Source organism: Lysobacter stagni, assembly GCF_030053425.1.
GTDB lineage: Bacteria > Pseudomonadota > Gammaproteobacteria > Xanthomonadales > Xanthomonadaceae > Lysobacter_J > Lysobacter_J stagni.
In genome coordinates, this window is the sequence record NZ_JASGBI010000001.1 from 357,569 (window position 1) to 373,827 (window position 16,259).

General features: G+C 68.9%; 16 protein-coding genes. 14 read left to right on the forward strand and 2 right to left on the reverse strand.

The window, feature by feature from the left end; all coding sequences use genetic code 11:
- The first annotated feature begins 4 nt into the window (after window positions 1–4).
- The 6 genes from QLQ15_RS01590 to QLQ15_RS01615 all read left to right on the forward strand — a co-directional run bounded on the left by QLQ15_RS01590 (window position 5) and on the right by QLQ15_RS01615 (window position 6,328).
- Window positions 5–2,311, forward strand: coding sequence for a protein-disulfide reductase DsbD (locus QLQ15_RS01590; protein WP_283211112.1), 2,307 nt, complete (start codon window positions 5–7; stop codon window positions 2,309–2,311).
- On the forward strand, window positions 2,311–2,907 hold the full coding sequence (locus QLQ15_RS01595) for a TlpA family protein disulfide reductase (protein ID WP_283211113.1): 597 nt from the start codon (window positions 2,311–2,313) through the stop codon (window positions 2,905–2,907). The genes QLQ15_RS01590 and QLQ15_RS01595 overlap by 1 nt, the downstream gene beginning before the upstream one ends.
- Window positions 2,908–3,035: 128 nt before the next feature.
- Window positions 3,036–3,491: a type II 3-dehydroquinate dehydratase gene (aroQ, locus tag QLQ15_RS01600; protein ID WP_283211114.1), complete on the forward strand. Its 456-nt coding sequence runs from the start codon at window positions 3,036–3,038 to the stop codon at window positions 3,489–3,491.
- Window positions 3,492–3,542: 51 nt separating this feature from the next.
- The gene (gene accB / locus QLQ15_RS01605) at window positions 3,543–4,013 is read left to right on the forward strand and encodes an acetyl-CoA carboxylase biotin carboxyl carrier protein (protein ID WP_283211115.1); all 471 of its coding nucleotides are present in this window, start codon (window positions 3,543–3,545) and stop codon (window positions 4,011–4,013) included.
- Window positions 4,014–4,088: 75 nt separating this feature from the next.
- Entirely contained in the window at window positions 4,089–5,456 is a 1,368-nt protein-coding gene (accC, locus tag QLQ15_RS01610) for an acetyl-CoA carboxylase biotin carboxylase subunit (RefSeq protein ID WP_283211116.1), read from the forward strand.
- Between the two features lie 62 nt (window positions 5,457–5,518).
- Window positions 5,519–6,328, forward strand: a complete 810-nt coding sequence (locus QLQ15_RS01615; RefSeq protein ID WP_283211117.1) for an energy transducer TonB — start codon at window positions 5,519–5,521, stop codon at window positions 6,326–6,328.
- Between the two features lie 20 nt (window positions 6,329–6,348).
- Here QLQ15_RS01615 and QLQ15_RS01620 read toward each other — a convergent pair whose 3' ends face one another.
- Together QLQ15_RS01620 and QLQ15_RS01625 are read right to left on the reverse strand one after the other, a co-directional pair.
- Window positions 6,349–6,756: a hypothetical protein gene (locus QLQ15_RS01620; protein ID WP_283211118.1), complete on the reverse strand. Its 408-nt coding sequence runs from the start codon at window positions 6,754–6,756 to the stop codon at window positions 6,349–6,351.
- On the reverse strand, window positions 6,753–7,745 hold the full coding sequence (locus QLQ15_RS01625; protein WP_283211119.1) for a hypothetical protein: 993 nt from the start codon (window positions 7,743–7,745) through the stop codon (window positions 6,753–6,755). The genes QLQ15_RS01620 and QLQ15_RS01625 overlap by 4 nt, the downstream gene beginning before the upstream one ends.
- A 167-nt stretch (window positions 7,746–7,912) precedes the next feature.
- On the opposite strand from QLQ15_RS01625, the gene prmA reads away from it, so the two are divergent.
- The 8 genes from prmA to purD all read left to right on the forward strand — a co-directional run bounded on the left by prmA (window position 7,913) and on the right by purD (window position 16,146).
- A complete protein-coding gene (gene prmA / locus QLQ15_RS01630) occupies window positions 7,913–8,833 on the forward strand; it encodes a 50S ribosomal protein L11 methyltransferase (RefSeq protein ID WP_283211120.1) in 921 nt (306 codons plus the stop codon).
- 34 nt (window positions 8,834–8,867) lie between these two features.
- Window positions 8,868–9,761: a DUF3426 domain-containing protein gene (locus tag QLQ15_RS01635; protein ID WP_283211121.1), complete on the forward strand. Its 894-nt coding sequence runs from the start codon at window positions 8,868–8,870 to the stop codon at window positions 9,759–9,761.
- Between the two features lie 96 nt (window positions 9,762–9,857).
- Window positions 9,858–10,133 (forward strand): DNA-binding transcriptional regulator Fis, encoded by a 276-nt coding sequence (gene fis / locus QLQ15_RS01640; protein WP_283211122.1) that lies wholly within the window; start codon window positions 9,858–9,860, stop codon window positions 10,131–10,133.
- A 162-nt stretch (window positions 10,134–10,295) separates the two neighbouring features.
- Window positions 10,296–11,483, forward strand: a complete 1,188-nt coding sequence (locus QLQ15_RS01645; protein WP_283211123.1) for a S1 family peptidase — start codon at window positions 10,296–10,298, stop codon at window positions 11,481–11,483.
- An 11-nt stretch (window positions 11,484–11,494) separates the two neighbouring features.
- The gene (locus QLQ15_RS01650; protein ID WP_283211124.1) at window positions 11,495–12,142 is read left to right on the forward strand and encodes a hypothetical protein; all 648 of its coding nucleotides are present in this window, start codon (window positions 11,495–11,497) and stop codon (window positions 12,140–12,142) included.
- A gap of 72 nt (window positions 12,143–12,214) precedes the next feature.
- Window positions 12,215–13,798, forward strand: coding sequence for a bifunctional phosphoribosylaminoimidazolecarboxamide formyltransferase/IMP cyclohydrolase (gene purH, locus QLQ15_RS01655; RefSeq protein WP_283211125.1), 1,584 nt, complete (start codon window positions 12,215–12,217; stop codon window positions 13,796–13,798).
- A gap of 403 nt (window positions 13,799–14,201) precedes the next feature.
- Window positions 14,202–14,696 carry a GNAT family N-acetyltransferase gene (locus QLQ15_RS01660; RefSeq protein ID WP_283211126.1) on the forward strand — a complete coding sequence of 165 codons (495 nt, stop codon included), beginning with the start codon at window positions 14,202–14,204 and terminating at the stop codon, window positions 14,694–14,696.
- A 145-nt stretch (window positions 14,697–14,841) separates the two neighbouring features.
- A complete protein-coding gene (purD, locus tag QLQ15_RS01665; protein WP_283211127.1) occupies window positions 14,842–16,146 on the forward strand; it encodes a phosphoribosylamine--glycine ligase in 1,305 nt (434 codons plus the stop codon).
- Window positions 16,147–16,259 lie beyond the last annotated feature (113 nt).

Here is a 16,259-nt window from a genome sequence, read left to right on the forward strand (position 1 = left end):
GCTCGTGGCGGCTGTCATCGCGGCAGGGCCCGCGAATGCCGCGATCGATCCGGACGATCTGCTGCCGGTGGACGAAGCGTTCGCGCTTCGGGCCGAAGCGGCCGGACCGGACCGCATCGAGATCCATTGGCAGATCGCCGACGGTTATTACCTGTACCGACACCGCATCGCCGTGCAGGCCGACGATGGCTTCGCCGCGCAGGCGCTGCAGTTGCCCAAGGGCGACGCCCACGAGGACGAGTTCTTCGGCAAGGTCGAGACCTACCGCCAATCGCTCACCGCCGTGCTGCCGGGCGAAGCCCGTGGGCCGCAGGTCACGCTGAAGATCAAGTACCAGGGCTGCGCCGACGCGGGCATCTGCTACCCGCCGCAGACGCGCAGCCTGACGGTCGCGTTGCCGAAGGCCGGAGCGGCCGGTGGCGATCGTCCGCTCGCGGAGTTCGGTGCGGGACGCAGCGGCGCGCCGCTGGGCGGCGGCCTGCTCGGCAGCGCGGACAACGCGGAAGCGCTGCCGCTGCCACCGGAACAGGCGTTCGGATTCGAAGCGATCGCTGGCGACGGCAACACGCTGTTGCTTCGCTTCACGCCGGCGCAGGGCTATTACCTGTATCGCGACCGGACCACGCTGAAACTCGACGCGGCCGCGGCGCGCGCTGGCATCGCGCTGGGCGCGCCGCGCTGGCCGAAGGGCGTCGCCCACCGCGATGAGCACTTCGGCGATGTCGTCGTCTTCTTCGACCAGGTCGAGGTGCCGGTGCCGCTGGTTCGCTCGCGCGCCGATGCAGCGCCCCTGAACCTGACCGCCATCTTCCAGGGCTGCCAGACCGACGGCATCTGCTACCCGCCGATGACCCGCACGGTGGAGATCGCCGTGCCGGCCGGCAAGGTGGGCGCCGCACCGGAGGGCAACGCCTCCGGTACCGCCGCGCTTCCGGCTACCGACACTTCCTCCAGCGTTTCATCGCCCGTCGCGACCGCACCGACCGCGGCAACCACCGCGAGCGACGACGAGTCCAATCTCGCCGAGGACAGTCGCCTGGCGCGGGCGCTGTCGGGCCCGAACCGCTGGTGGGCGCTGGCGAGCTTCTTCGGCTTCGGCCTGCTGCTGGCATTCACGCCGTGCGTGCTGCCGATGATTCCGATCCTGTCGGGCCTCATCGCCGGTCACGGCCCGGGCCTGGGCGCGCGGCGCGCGTTCTCGCTGTCGTTCGTCTACGTGCTGGCCAACGCGCTGGTGTTCACCGTGGCCGGCGTGGTCGCCGGACTGGTCGGCGCGAACCTGCAGGTCGCCTTCCAGACGCCGTGGGTGATCATCGCCTTCGCGCTGCTGTTCGTCGTGTTGTCGTTGTCGAGCTTCGGGCTGTACGAACTGCAGCTGCCCAACGCCCTGCGCAACCGGCTCGGCTCGCTCAGCGATCGCCAGCGCAGCGGTTCATGGGTGGGCGTGGCGGTGATGGGCGCGCTGTCGGCATTGATCGTCGGGCCGTGCGTGGCGCCGCCGCTGGCGGCCGCCGTGCTGTACATCGGGCAGACGCAGGACCCGGCCTTCGGCGGTGCGGCGTTGTTCCTGCTGGCCATGGGCATGGGCGTGCCGCTGCTCGCCTTCGGCGTGGCCGCGGGCAAGGGCCTGCCCACCAGCGGTCCGTGGATGGTCGGCGTGCAGCGCGTGTTCGGCTTCGTCTTCCTGGGCCTGGCGGTGTGGATGCTCTCGCGCATCCTGCCGCCGCCGGCGACGCTGGCACTGTGGGGCGTGCTGCTGCTCGCCGCCGCGGCCGCCACCGCGGTCGCAATCCGCGCCGCGCGCGGCAACGGCGTGCGCGCGGTTGGCTGGACCATGGCGCTGCTGCTGGGCGTGGTCGGCGCGGCGCAGGTCGTCGGCGCGATGGCCGGAAGCCACGACCCGCTGAAACCGCTCGCCGGCCTGCGCGCCGGCGGCGTGCGCGAAGCCGAACTGCCGTTCCGCAAGATCAAGTCGTTGGCCGACCTGGACCGCGAGGTCGCGGCCGCGAAGGCCGCCGGCAAGCCGGTGATGCTCGATTTCTATGCCGACTGGTGCGTCTCCTGCAAGGAGATGGAGAAGTACACCTTCCCCGAGCCCGCGGTACAGCAGGCACTGTCCGGATTCGTGCTGCTCAAGGCGGACGTCACCGCCAATGACGATGACGACCAGGCGCTGATGAAACGGCTGGGCATCATCGGCCCGCCGGCGACGCTGTACTTCCACGACGGCGCCGAACGTCGCGAGCTGCGCCTGTTCGGTTTCGAAGACGCCGCCAAGTTCGCCGAACGCGCAGGGCGCGCGGCCCGCTGATGGGTTCGACCGGCAAGATCCTGCTGGTCGCGGCCATCGCCGGTGTGCTCGGCGCGGCCGCGGGCCTGTTGCTCAACGGCCCGGGCCCGCTGCTGCGGACCGAGGTCGGGCAGCGCGCGCTGCAATCGGCGATGGAGGCCTCGGCGCCGAAACCGCCTGCGGACCTGCCCATCGCCCGGCGCGGCGAGGTCATCCCGACCCTGCAGCTGCCCGCGCTCGACGGCGCCGCCGTGAAGCTTCCGGGCGCCTATGTCGGCCGGCCGATCCTGATCAACCTGTGGGCCAGCTGGTGCGGCCCCTGCATCCAGGAGATGCCTGAGCTGGACCGCTTCGCGGCCGCCCAGGGCGCGAACGGCACGCAAGTGGTCGGTATCGCGCTGGACGACGCCGACGCCGTGCACGACTTCCTGAAGCGCATTCCGGTGCGCTACCCCATCCTGCTGGACCAGGCCGGGCCACGCGACGCAGGCGTGCAACTGGGCAATCCCAAGGGCGTACTGCCCTACACGGTGCTGGTTTCGGCCGACGGACGGCTGCTGAAGCAGAAGATCGGCCCGTTCGAGCACGGCGAAATCGACAACTGGGTCTCAGATTAGAGCGTCCACTCAAACAACTATTTAAATTCCGCGAACTTCGCCGATACGGCACCGAACGTCTGGACACCCTTTCAGGCATGGCGCACACTGCCGGCCTTCCGATCCCGTTCGAGTCACAACGGCCCCCGATGGCGAAGCTGCTGGTCCTGCACGGCCCCAACCTGAACCTGCTCGGCACGCGCGAGCCGGAGGTCTACGGCCGCACGACCCTGGCGGACATCGAAACCGACCTGCGCGCGCGCACCGAGGCCGCCGGCCACGACTACGACAGCCTGCAGGCCAACGCCGAGCACGCGCTCGTCGACCGGGTGCAGGCCGCGCGCGGCGACGGCACGGGCTTCATCGTGATCAACCCGGCCGCCTTCACCCACACCAGCGTCGCGCTGCGCGATGCGCTGGCGGCGGTGGCCATTCCCTTCATCGAAGTCCACCTGTCCAACCCGCACCGCCGCGAAGCGTTCCGCCACACCAGCTATTTCAGCGACCTGGCCGTGGGCGTGATCTGCGGTTTCGGCGCGGACAGCTACCGCTACGCCCTCGACGCCGCGCTCGCCCGACTGGCCGGCGCCGCCGCGGCGCACTGAATTCCAACCGACCTGCCCGCGCCAAGCGGGCGCATCACCTAGAGGCCCACCATGGACCTGCGCAAAATCAAGAAGCTGATCGACCTGCTCGAGGAGTCGAATCTCGCCGAAATCGAGATCAAGGAAGGCGAGGAGTCGGTCCGCCTGGCCCGCACGCCGAAGGGCATCGCCGTTGCCGCGCCCGTGGTGCAGGCCGCGCCGGTTGCAGCGGCGCCGGTGATGCCGATGCACGGCCCGACCGAGGCCGCCAGCGGCGGCTCGCCCAAGCCGCATGCCGACCTTCCGCCGGGCCACGTCGTGCGCGCACCGATGGTCGGCACCTTCTACGCCTCGCCCTCGCCGGACAAGCCGGCATTCGTCAGCGTCGGCCAGTCGGTCAAGGCCGGCGACACGCTGGGCATCATCGAAGCGATGAAGATGTTCAACCCGATCGAGGCCGATGTCGCCGGCACCGTGCTCAAGGTGATGGTCGAGAGCGGTCAGCCGATCGAGTTCGACCAGCCGCTGTTCGTCATCGGGTAAGCGCGCCGGAACGCGGCGCGGTTTCCTGCCGCTGCGTTCCCCGCTTTCCTCGTCCCCGCTTTCGAGAACAGCCTCATGCTCGACAAAGTTGTCATTGCCAACCGCGGTGAGATCGCGCTGCGCATCCTGCGCGCGTGCCACGCGCTGGGCATCCGCACGGTCGCGGTGCATTCCACCGTCGACCGCAACCTCAAACACGTCGCCATGGCCGACGAGTCGGTCTGCATCGGCCCGGCACCGTCCACCGACAGTTACCTCAACATGGCGCAGATCATCGCCGCCGCCGAGGTCACCGACGCGCAGGCCATCCACCCCGGCTACGGCTTCCTCTCCGAGAACGCCGACTTCGCCGAACGCGTGGAGCAGTCCGGTTTCATCTTCATCGGTCCCAAGGCCGACACCATTCGCCTGATGGGCGACAAGGTCGAGGCGATCCGCGCCATGAAAGCCGCCGGCGTACCGTGCGTGCCCGGCAGCGGCGGCCCGCTGGGCGACGAGGCGGCCACCAACGTCAAGATCGCGCGCGAGATCGGCTATCCGGTCATCGTGAAGGCGGCTGGCGGCGGCGGCGGTCGCGGCATGCGCGTGGTGCATACCGAGGCCCACCTGACCGCGGCCATCCAGACCACCAAGTCCGAAGCCAAGGCCGCGTTCGGCAACGACATGGTCTACATGGAGAAGTTCCTGGAGAACCCGCGCCACGTGGAGATCCAGGTGCTCGCCGACGGTCAGGGCAACGCGATCCACCTGGGTGAGCGCGACTGCTCGATGCAGCGCCGCCACCAGAAGGTGGTCGAGGAAGCACCGGCACCGGGCATCACGGTCGAGCAGCGCGCCGAGATCGGCAAGGTGTGCGTGGAGGCCTGTCTGCGCATCGGCTACCGCGGCGCCGGCACGTTCGAGTTCCTCTACGAGAACGGCCGCTTCTACTTCATCGAGATGAACACCCGCATCCAGGTGGAACACCCGGTCACCGAGATGGTCACCGGCATCGACCTGGTGCGCGAACAGCTCAACATCGCCGCCGGCCACAAGCTGTCGATCAAGCAGAGCGACATCGTGCTGGAAGGCCACGCCATCGAGTGCCGCATCAACGCGGAAGACCCGGAGACGTTCATGCCGTTCCCGGGCCTGATCCAGCACTTCCATGCGCCGGGCGGCCCCGGCGTGCGCGTGGACAGCCACATCTACGAAGGCTATCGCGTGCCGCCGAACTACGACTCGATGATCGGCAAGCTGATCGTGCACGGCCCCGACCGCGAGACGGCCATCGCGCGCATGCGCGTGGCGTTGTCGGAGATGGTCGTGGACGGCATCAAGACCAACGTGCCGCTGCAGCAGCGCATCATGTCCGACGCCGGCTTCCAGCAGGGTGGAATGAACATCCACTACCTGGAAAAGCGCCTGAAGGAACAGAAAGAAAAGGCGCTGTCGATCGTCTGACCGTCACGTGCCGCGGCGATGCGCCGCGGCTTCGTGCGCGGCCCATCCTCCACGGAGTTTTCATGAAGTCGCGTCTGCTGCTTGCCCTCGTTCTGGGCCTGGCGTCGTCGCAGGCCATCGGCGCGAAAGCGCGCACCGCCAGCGACTGGCTGCAGGTGGAGATGGCCGGCCCCTCGTCCGCCCTCGTCGGCAGGGTGTATCGCGAGCAGTTGCTGGCCTGGTACCGCGACAGCGGCACGATGGACGAGGCCGAACTCAAGACGTTGCCGGAGGCGGAGTACTTCGCCTTCCGGCCCGATCTCACCCGCTTCGCCATCGATCGCGGCGACATGGCCGGGCAATGGACATTCTCGGCGCCGCAGACGGGCCAGTGGCCCGACAGCGCGGTCCAGATCGTCGACCGATCCGACACGATCAACTACCGCATCCTCGTCCGCATCTACTGCGATCCCGCGCAGGCGGCATGCCGCAAGCTGCGCGATGACACCGCGGCGATGGCCCCGCCGGAACCGCCCACGCATCCGGACACGGTGAGCTACGCGGCATGGCGTGCGCTGGTGGAGAAGGAAGCCTGCACGCCGGGGCCGAAGGCCATGCCTGCCCCGCCCTATCCCGTTTCGATGGCGCGTGCCGGCGAAGGCGGGCGTGTGCAACTGCAACTGCTGGTCAATGCCTGCGGCGAGGTCCGCGCAGTGCGACTGAGCGAGTCCTCCGGCTATCCGTTGCTGGACCAGTCGGCGATCACCACCGCGTGGCGTTGGCGCACCCAGTCCGAACGCCAGCCGTCGGGTGCGACGGTCAAGGTGCCGGTGGACTTCGTGCCTCCGCCGGAAGCGGTGCAGGCACACCGGACCGAACGTCCCGGCCGCTGAGGCCGGAGACGACTACGGCTTTACCGGGGGCGTGCATCGCCGCCGACGTTGCCGGAAGAAACACCGGCCGCGGCGGCCGGAGCGCTCTGCGAACCCGGGATCGGCGCCACGCCGGCAGCGGACGACGGACTGACCACCATCACGTACTCGCTCGATCCATCGGGCCACACCACCTTGAAGGTGCTTCCCGGTGGCAGCGTGGAGAACGGTGCGCCACTGCTGGCGCGGTACACCGCCGCCACCTGCGAGGCACCCGACATCCGCACGTCTTCCGAGGAGTGCACCGTGGTCACGGCGACCTGCGATAGCTGACGGTACTCGTCGCCCAGCACGTCGATCATGACGCCTGCAGCGCCGACCGAGTACGTGGCGAACAGCAGTACCCAGAAGTACCGCCCCGCCTTGCTTGCCCAGCGTTGGTTCTTCATTGCCTGGTCCTCTTCTCGCCCATCAGCGAGTCGATCATGTCGTTGATTACGTCTGCGCCCTGGCGCGGGACTGCGGCGTCGAACACGAAACGCTCGAAGTCCTGTTCCGGATCGCGTGAGCAGATGCCGCCATTGGCGCAGTAGGAAGTCATCAGCGCGCTGTTCGGGCCGCAGTCCAGCCCGAGCCGGCAGGCGGAGAGCTGCCACGCGAGTTCGGCGAACTGCGTGCCGGCCACCTGGTCGGCCAGTGCGGTCTGCCCGCTCGCGGCGATGCCCATGCCCGGCGACAGCGCCGAGTACGCTTCCGGATCGGCCGAGCGCTGCACGCGCTGCACCAGATCGCGCTTGTATTCCGGGGTTTCATGCAGCGGCTGGCCCGAGGCCATCAGCGACGCCTCCGCAGCGAGGCTGCCGGCCTCCGCGGCCTCGGCGCGCTTGAGCACGATCATGCGCGGCGTCAGTTCGTCCTGCGGCACGAAGCGCGCGCAGCGCTGGCTGATGCGCTCGCGCGCGGCGACCATCGCGCGCGATCCGCGCATGGCCATGTCCTGGATGGTGCGCGTGTCGCGGTCGTAAGCCGCCGGCGCCATCGCGAATGGCGAGCAGTAGTCGTACACGCGGCTGATCATCCAGATCGCATCGGCATCGTTGTCGCGTGCGGCCGATTCCAACGACTGGACATAGGCGTACAGATCGCTGCTGGCTTCGAAGCGCGCGCGGATACCGGGGGCGGTCGGCACACGCACCGGCACGGCTTCGATGCCGCTGGAACGCGGATGATCGATGCTCGCGCCCTGGCTTGCCTGCATCGCGGCGTCGACTGCGGTGACGATGGCGACCGGCTCCACGTGCGCGACCCGGTTGCGGTACACCGCCCAACCGGCGACCGACACGATGCCAAGCACGACAATGGCTGCCCACGCGAGCGCACGCGGTCCCGGCGCCGAAGGCGGCCGTCCTCGCAACCCGGTTTGCAGAATGTCGGGCATGTGTGCCGGAATCGAAGAATGGCGGCCATTCTAGGGCAATCGGCCGGCCAGCCTGAGCGAAACGGCCTGAATGCGACACCGCTCACGGCGGGCTGCGGTGCGCGCGCGCTTTACGCGACGGGCATCCCGGCCCACCATGGCCGCCCGGCCGCCCCCATCCGACGCCCATGCCGTTCCTCGAACTCACCCTGCCCTGCACGGAAGCCCAGCAGACGCGCTATGAGCGCGCGCTGGAGGACGTCGGCGCGCTCGCGGTCACCCTGGCCGACGCTCATGCCGACGCGCCCGACGAACAGGCCATCTTCGAACCCGGTGTCGGTGAGATGCCGTTGTGGAACGAACTGACCCTGACCGCCCTGTTCGAGGAAGGCACGCCGCCGGAACTGCTGTTGCATGCCCTGAGCGCGATCGACGAAGGCCTGGACTGGTCGCGCGCGAGTTTCCGCGACGTGGCCGACCAGGACTGGGAACGCGCGTGGATGGATCAGTACGAACCGCTGCAGTTCGGTCGCCGTACCTGGATCGTGCCGTGGAACCATGAGCTGCCGCCCGGAGCGGATGCGCCCGACGCGGCCGTGGTGCGACTGGACCCGGGTCTGGCGTTCGGCTCCGGCACGCACCCCACCACCGCCCTGTGCCTGCAGTGGCTGGACACGCTGGCCGATGAAGGCCTGCTGCAAGGCAAGCGCGTGCTCGACTTCGGTTGCGGCTCGGGCATCCTCGCACTGGCTGCATTGAAACTGGGCGCGGCGCAGGCCATCGGCGTGGACAACGATCCGCAGGCGCTGCTCGCCACCGCCGACAACGCCGAACGCAACGGCGTGGCCGATCGCCTGGTGGCCCACGCGCCGGAAGCGGAGCCGGCCGACACCTATCCGGTCGTGGTCGCCAACATCCTGGCGTCCGCGCTGGTGTCGCTGGCCGACACGCTTGCCGCCCGGGTCGCGCCGGGTGGCCGCATCGCCATGTCGGGCATCCTCGCCGGCCAGGAGGACGAGGTCATCGCGCGTTACGCGAAGGACTTCGAATCGCTGCAGGCCGACCGCCAGGAAGACTGGATGCGTGTCACAGGCGTGCGTCGCCCCTGACATGCCGCACGGTGTGCATGGTTGAATAGCCGCCATGTTCGTTTCGTGCCCGCACTGCGGTTTCCTGGTCGCGCTGATCGTCCGCGAGGACGACCAGCCGCAACGCTGTCCGCGCTGCGACGGCATCGTGCAGGCAACGCCCGGGGACGCATCATCGTCCGCGGACGATGTCCCCGCCGACACAGCGCCCATGGAAATGGCGGAGGACGCGGCGGCCGCTGACGCGGACGCCGATGCATCCGCGCCCGGGTCGGTTACCGATGAAACGACAGCAGACAACGCCGATGAGGCGTCGGCTGTGCCGGACGTCGAGGCGATACCCGACACCGCCGCACCGAGCTACGAAGAGGCCATTGCCGCGGCAACCGCTGGCAGCGCGCCCCCTCGCGCACGACGTGGCGCACGTCCGCGCCGCAAGGGTGGACCCAGCTTCGCGCGCCATACCGTCGCGCCCGCGCCGCGACGCACGTCGTGGCGCGCCATCGCCGCGATCGCCGCACTGACGTTGCTGCTCGCATTGCAGCTGCTGCTCGCGCAGCGACAGGAACTGGCCGCCGATCCGCGCTGGCGACCGTTCGTCGCCGGCATGTGCGGCGTGCTGCGTTGCCAGCTGCCGCCCTGGCGCGAACCGGCCGCCTTCACCATGCTTCAGCGCAGCGTGCGACCCAAGCCCGGCGACGCTGGCGTGCTGTCGATCGAGGCCAGCTTCCGCAACGATGCGCGGTGGGCGCAGCCCTGGCCGGTGCTGATGCTCAGCCTCTCGGATGTCGATGGCCGACAAGTCGGCCTGCGCGCGTTCGAACCCGGGGAGTACCGCCGCGAACACCACCCGGGCGACGAGTTGCTGCCGGGGCAGAGCGCCACCGTTTCGATGGACGTGATCGAGCCCGCACCACGCATCGTCGCCTTTACTTTCGACTTCCGCTGAAAGCGACCGCGATCACATTGTGGCCTGCGACGGACGCGCGCTAGACTCCGCTTCCCGTCGACCGGACCCCGGACGACTGCCGCATTGGGGAACCCGTTGAACGCCGCCACCGACCGTACCGACGCCGCCGCACGCACCGCACCCCGCGTGCCGCTGCGCGACCACGTCGCCACGTCGATCCGCCGTTTCCTCGGCGACCTGGACGGCTGCGGGACCGAGAACCTCTACGAGATCGCGCTGCGCGAACTTGAAATCCCGCTGTTCGTGGAAGTGCTTCAGCACTGCGACGGCAACCAGAGCCGCGCCGCGGCGATGCTCGGCATCCATCGCGCCACGCTGCGCAAGAAGCTGCGCGAGTACGGGCTGGACTGAGCCCTCGGGCCTTCCTCCCACTACACCCGAATCCGATAGACTCCGCTGGACCGGCTGGGGAGCTTCGCCAGAAGCGGCCGGTCAATACGTCCATGCCATGTGCCGGCGTCATTCGTCGGAAGTCGTGGCGCAGCCGGGGGAAGCTGTCCAATGCGAGTCGTCATGTCCTTGCCTGCGCGCATCGCGCCGGCACTGGTGCTGTTTGCGTGCGTCCTGCCAGCGGCCCAGGCCGCGACCAGCAAGACCATTCCGGTCGTCTCCAATCCGACGGAGATCGCGGTCTACGTGCCGCCATCCTCGCTGACCGCCCGCACTTATGTGCCGATCAGCAACCTCTGGATCGAGCCGGGCAAGGCCTTCGCCGATGCGCTCGACGAAGTCGGCAAGAAGTACTTCCCCGCCATGCACCTGGTGCCGTCCACCACCGATGCGCACTACGGGCTGATCGTCGATCTGGCGCCGAAGTGGTCGCGCGAGACGGGCAAGCCGATGCTCACGGTGAAGTACCAGGTCTACGGCATCGACGGCAAACAGCTGCTCACCGGCAGCGCCGAACAACCCATCCGTGGCAGCAACCTCAACGCAGGCGCGGCCACCGCATCGGGCCTGGCCGTGCAGCAGATCATGTACACGGTGCAGCAGCGCCTGGCGCCGGATCCCACGAAATTTCCGGCCAGCGGCTCGACGTCGAAGATCGACCTGTCGCTGCTGGTGGACCGCGAGAAACCGCTGCGCACGGGCACCGCGTTCTTCGTCAACAAGACCGGCCAGCTGCTCACCGCCGCGCACGTGTCGCGCGACTGCACGGCGATGGAAGCCCACCAGGACGGCAAGACCTTCGCCGTGAAACCCAGGGCCTCCAGCGACCTGCTCGACGTCGCCGTGCTCGATTCCGGCATGCCGCGCGCATCGTCGATCGCGTTGCGCCAGAACCACGAGATCGTGCTGGGCGAATCGGTCACCAGCGTCGGCTTTCCGTTGCAGGGCCTGCTGGGCGATTCGCCCAACGTCACGCGCGGCAACGTCAGCGCCAGCAAGGGCCTGCGCGGTTCGCTGGGGATGTTCCAGTTCTCCGCACCCATCCAGCCCGGCAACAGCGGCGGCCCGATCGTGTCTGACAACGGAGAGCTGCTGGGCATGGCCGTGAGCACGCTCAACGCGGAGATGCTGGCCAAGCTCGGGCAGATCCCGCAGAACGTGAACTTCGCCCTGGACGCGCGCTATGTCGCGATGTTCCTGCAACGCGAGAAGGTGCCGTTCGACGTGATCCAGCCCAAGGGCCCCGGTGGTTTGCAGACGGCCAACCAGGCCGCGCTGACCAACACCGTCCAACTCAACTGCTACCAGTAAGGCAGCGCGCCATGAACCGCATGATCCGAGATTCGATGCTCGCCCTGCTCCTGTTGCCGCCGCATGCGATCGCCGCCGAACCGGCGACGACCGCCGCGCCCGTCATCACCCCGCCCATTCCCGTTACCGCACCGGCCGTGCAACCGCCGGGCACCGTGCTGCCGCCCATGAAGTTCCTGGCGTCGGTGGCGCAGGACGACATCCTCAAGGCGCTCAAGGCCGACCCCGCCTTCGCCAACCTCGACAAGGAACTGGCCGGCAGTCCGCTCACGCTGGTGGTCACCCACACCGTGCGACCGACCGCCGCGGGCACCGCCGCAGGCCTGCTGAGCGCCGTGCTGTCGGGCGGCTCGCTGGGCATCCTGCCGATGGTCACCAACGACCGGCTGGTCGTGCGCTACGAAGTGCTGCTCAACGGCAAGACCGTCACCTCGTACACCTTCGAGCGCACCGCCACGCGCGCGCAGAGCATATGGACCGCGGGCAGCGACAACACCGACGGGCTCGGCAAGGGCGGCGTGGAGTGGGTGAAGTCCACCGCGGCCGAGGTCACCGCCAAGATCCGCCAGGACCCGGCCATGCTCGCCGTACGCGACGAAATCGAGTTCTACTTCCCGGCCCAGGCGGTGGCGAGCGCCACGGCCGACGCGAAGCCCTGAACCCGCACCACGCGCCGGCCCCGGCGGGGGCCGGCGTATAATTCCGGGGCTTTCCGCTTCCTCAAGCCCCCCATGAACATCGATGCCGCCGCCACGCCGGTGAAACTCCGCCGCGCGCTGCTTTCCGTTTCCGACAAGACCGGCCTGATCGACCTGGCCCGCGCGCTCCACGACCACGGCGTGGAACTGCTCTCCACCGGCGGTACCGCCAAGGCCATCCGCGAGGCCGGCCTGCCGGTCAAGGACGTCAGCGACGTCACCGGCTTCCCCGAGATGATGGACGGCCGCGTCAAGACGCTGCACCCGATCGTGCACGGCGGCCTGCTCGGCCGCGCCGGCATCGACGATGCGGTGATGGCGCAGCACGGCATCGGCGCGATCGACCTGCTGGTGCTCAACCTGTATCCGTTCGAGAAGGTCTCGATCGACCCGTCCAGCACGATGGACGACATCATCGAGAACATCGACATCGGCGGCCCGGCCATGTTGCGTTCGGCGGCGAAGAACTTCGCCCGCGTCGCGGTGGCGACCGACCCGGCGCAATACGCAGGCCTCGTCGAGGAACTCGCCGCCAACGACGGCGCCTTGTCGGCGAAGACGCGCTTCGCGCTCTCGGTGGCCGCGTTCAACCGCGTCGCGCAGTACGACGCGCGCATCAGCGACTACCTCTCCTCGCTCAACGAAGACGGTAGCCGTGCGCTGTTCTCCGCGCAGTCCAACGGCAACTTCGTGAAGGTGATGGACCTGCGCTACGGCGAGAACCCGCACCAGCAGGGCGCGTTCTACCGCGACCTGTGGCCCGTGCCAGGCACGCTGGCCACGTTCACGCAGCTGCAGGGCAAGGAGCTGAGCTACAACAACCTGGCCGATGCCGACGCCGCGTGGGAATGCGTGCGCCAGTTCGAGCGCCCGGCCTGCGTGATCGTCAAGCACGCCAACCCGTGCGGCGTGGCCGAGGGCGTGGCCTGCGGCGACGCGTACGAACTCGCGTACGCCACCGACCCCACCTCCGCCTTCGGCGGCATCCTCGCCTTCAACACGACGCTGGACACCGCCACGACCAAGGCCATCCTCGACCGCCAGTTCGTCGAGGTGCTGATCGCACCGGACTACGAGGAAGGCGCGCTCGACTACGCACGCAAGAAGGCCAACGTGCGCGTGCTGCGCATCCCGCACGGCGACGGCCGCAACAACGTCGACGTCAAGCGCGTGGGCTCGGGCCTGCTGATGCAGACCAGCGACATCCGCGAAGTCACGCGCGACGAACTCAAGGTCGTCACGAAACTCGCGCCGACGCCGGAACAGATGGACGACCTGCTGTTCGCCTGGCGCGTGGCGAAGTTCGTGAAGTCCAACGCCATCGTCTACGCCAAGAACCACCGCACCATCGGTGTCGGCGCGGGCCAGATGAGCCGCGTGTATTCGGCGCGCATCGCCGGCATCAAGGCCACCGACGCGGGCCTGGTCGTGCCGGGCTCGGTGATGGCCAGCGACGCATTCTTCCCGTTCCGCGACGGCATCGATGCGGCAGCGGAAGCCGGCATCAAGGCCGTGATCCAGCCGGGCGGCTCGATGCGCGACAGCGAAGTCATCGCCGCCGCCGACGAACACGGCCTGGCGATGGTGTTCACGGGCGTGCGGCATTTCCGGCACTGATCCAGCTCCGTCGTCCCGGCGAAGACCGGGACTCGGGCCTGCAGCCTCGCCGCACCATGTCGTCATCCCCGCGAAGGCGGGGATCCAACCGCCAGGCCCATCACGCTCTCCGGAGAGGGTGATGCACTCATCCTTGGATTCCCGCCTGCGCGGGAATAACAGCATCAGTAGCCTGAAGGTTTCAGCCGTCATCCCCGCGAAGGCGGGGATCCAACCGTCCGGCCCATCACGCTCTCGAAGCGTGATGCGCCTGCCCGATGGAGTGCCGCCATTCGGCGGCCCAGAGACCCCGCCTTCGCGGGGACGAACGCTCTGAAGTCACCGGCGGCCTGCACCGGGCACTAGCCGCCGACACCGCCATAACCGCCCCGTCGGCACACTCGCGCCAGACCCCGGAGGCCGTATGTGGATCCGTACCGAAAGCCAGGACGATCACGCCGCCATCCACGATCTGCTGGCCGCCGCGTTCGCCGATGTTCCTGGCCATGGGCGCGTGGAACAGCGCATCGTCGACGCGCTGCGCAGCGACGAGGCACTGGCCCTGTCGCTGGTCGCCGACATCGACGGCCGCATCGCCGGGGTGGCGGTGTTCTCGCCGGTGACCATCGCCGGCGTCGAACGCTGGTACGGCTTGGGCCCCGTGGCGGTATCGCCGCAGGACCAGCGCCATGGCGTCGGTGGCGCGCTGATCCGCGCCGGTCTGGCCGAGCTGGCCGACACCGGCGCCGCCGGCTGCGTGGTGCTGGGCGAACCCGCGTATTACGACCGTTTCGGCTTCCGCGCCCACCCCGGCCTTCGCTATGCCGACGTGCCGCCCCCGTATTTCCAGGCCCTCGCCTTCGACGACGTGATCCCGCAGGGCGAGGTGCAGTACCACGCCTCGTTCTCCGCGGCCTGAGCGCACGCGGCGCCACGCATTCAGGCCGATCGCCGGCCACCGCGCCGTTCTCCACAGCAGAACGTGACCACCGCGGGTCGCGGTGTTACGTCCCGGCCCGTAAAATCGTGGGCCCACGTTTTCGAACCATCGCAGGAGCGCGCGCATGAAGGTCCTCGTCATCGGTTCCGGCGGTCGCGAACACGCCCTGGCCTGGAAGCTCGCGCAGTCCGCGCGCATCAGCGAGGTGCTGGTGGCGCCGGGCAATGCCGGCACCGCGACCGAACCGAAGTGCCGCAACGTGGACGTGCCCGCGTCCGACATCGACGCACTGCTGAAGCTGGTGGAGCGCGAAGGCATCAGCGTCACCGTCGTCGGCCCCGAAGGCCCGCTGGTGAACGGCGTGGTCGACCGCTTCCGCGCCGCCGGCCACCGCATCTTCGGCCCGACGCAGGAGGCCGCGCAGCTGGAAGGCAGCAAGGCGTACGCGAAGAACTTCCTCGCCCGCCACGGCATTCCCACCGCGCACTACGCCGTGTTCACCGAGGCCGAGGCCGCGCTGGAATACGTGCAGGAGAAAGGCGCGCCCATCGTCATCAAGGCCGACGGCCTGGCTGCGGGCAAGGGCGTCATCGTCGCGATGACGCTGGCCGAGGCCGAAGCCGCCATCACCGACATGCTGTCCGACTACGCCTTCGGCGCCGCCGGCGCGCGCGTGGTGATCGAAGAGTTCCTCGAAGGCGAGGAAGCCAGCTTCATCTCGATGGTGGACGGCAAGACCGCATTGCCGATGGCCACCAGCCAGGACCACAAGCGCGTGGGCGACCGCGACACCGGCCCCAACACCGGCGGCATGGGCGCGTACTCGCCCGCACCCGTCGTCACGCCGGACGTGCACGCACGCATCATGCGCGAAGTGGTGGAACCCACCGTGCGCGGCATGGCCGCCGACGGCATTCCGTTCACCGGCTTCCTCTACGCGGGGCTGATGATCGACAAGAGCGGCGCGCCGAAGGTCATCGAATACAACGTGCGCTTCGGCGACCCGGAAACGCAGCCGGTGATGCTGCGCCTGCGCTCGGACCTGCTGGATCTGGTCGAAGCCGCCATCGACGAACGCCTGCACACCGTGAAGGCGCACTGGGACCCGCGTCCGTCGTTGGGCGTGGTGATGGCCGCCGAGGGCTATCCCAATACACCGCGCATGGGCGATGTGATCGGCAGCTGGGACGCGCCCGAAGTGGACGACGTGAAGGTCTTCCACGCCGGCACGAAGGTGGAAGGCGAGCACGTCGTTACCTCAGGCGGCCGCGTGCTGTGCGTGTGCGCCCTGGGCGACAGCGTCGCCGACGCGCAGCACAAAGCCTACGAAGCCGTCGCCGGCATCTCCTGGCACGGCGAATTCCACCGCCACGACATCGGCTGGCGCGCGATCGAACGCGAACAGGCCGAAGCGGGCGAACCGGCGTAAGTCTTTTGAGCCCCTCTCCCACCGGGAGAGGGGTTGGGGTGAGGGGCAACGAAGGGGCCACATCGAACACCCCATGCCGCACAAGCCCTGCGCGGCTCAAGCACGAAAGCGCC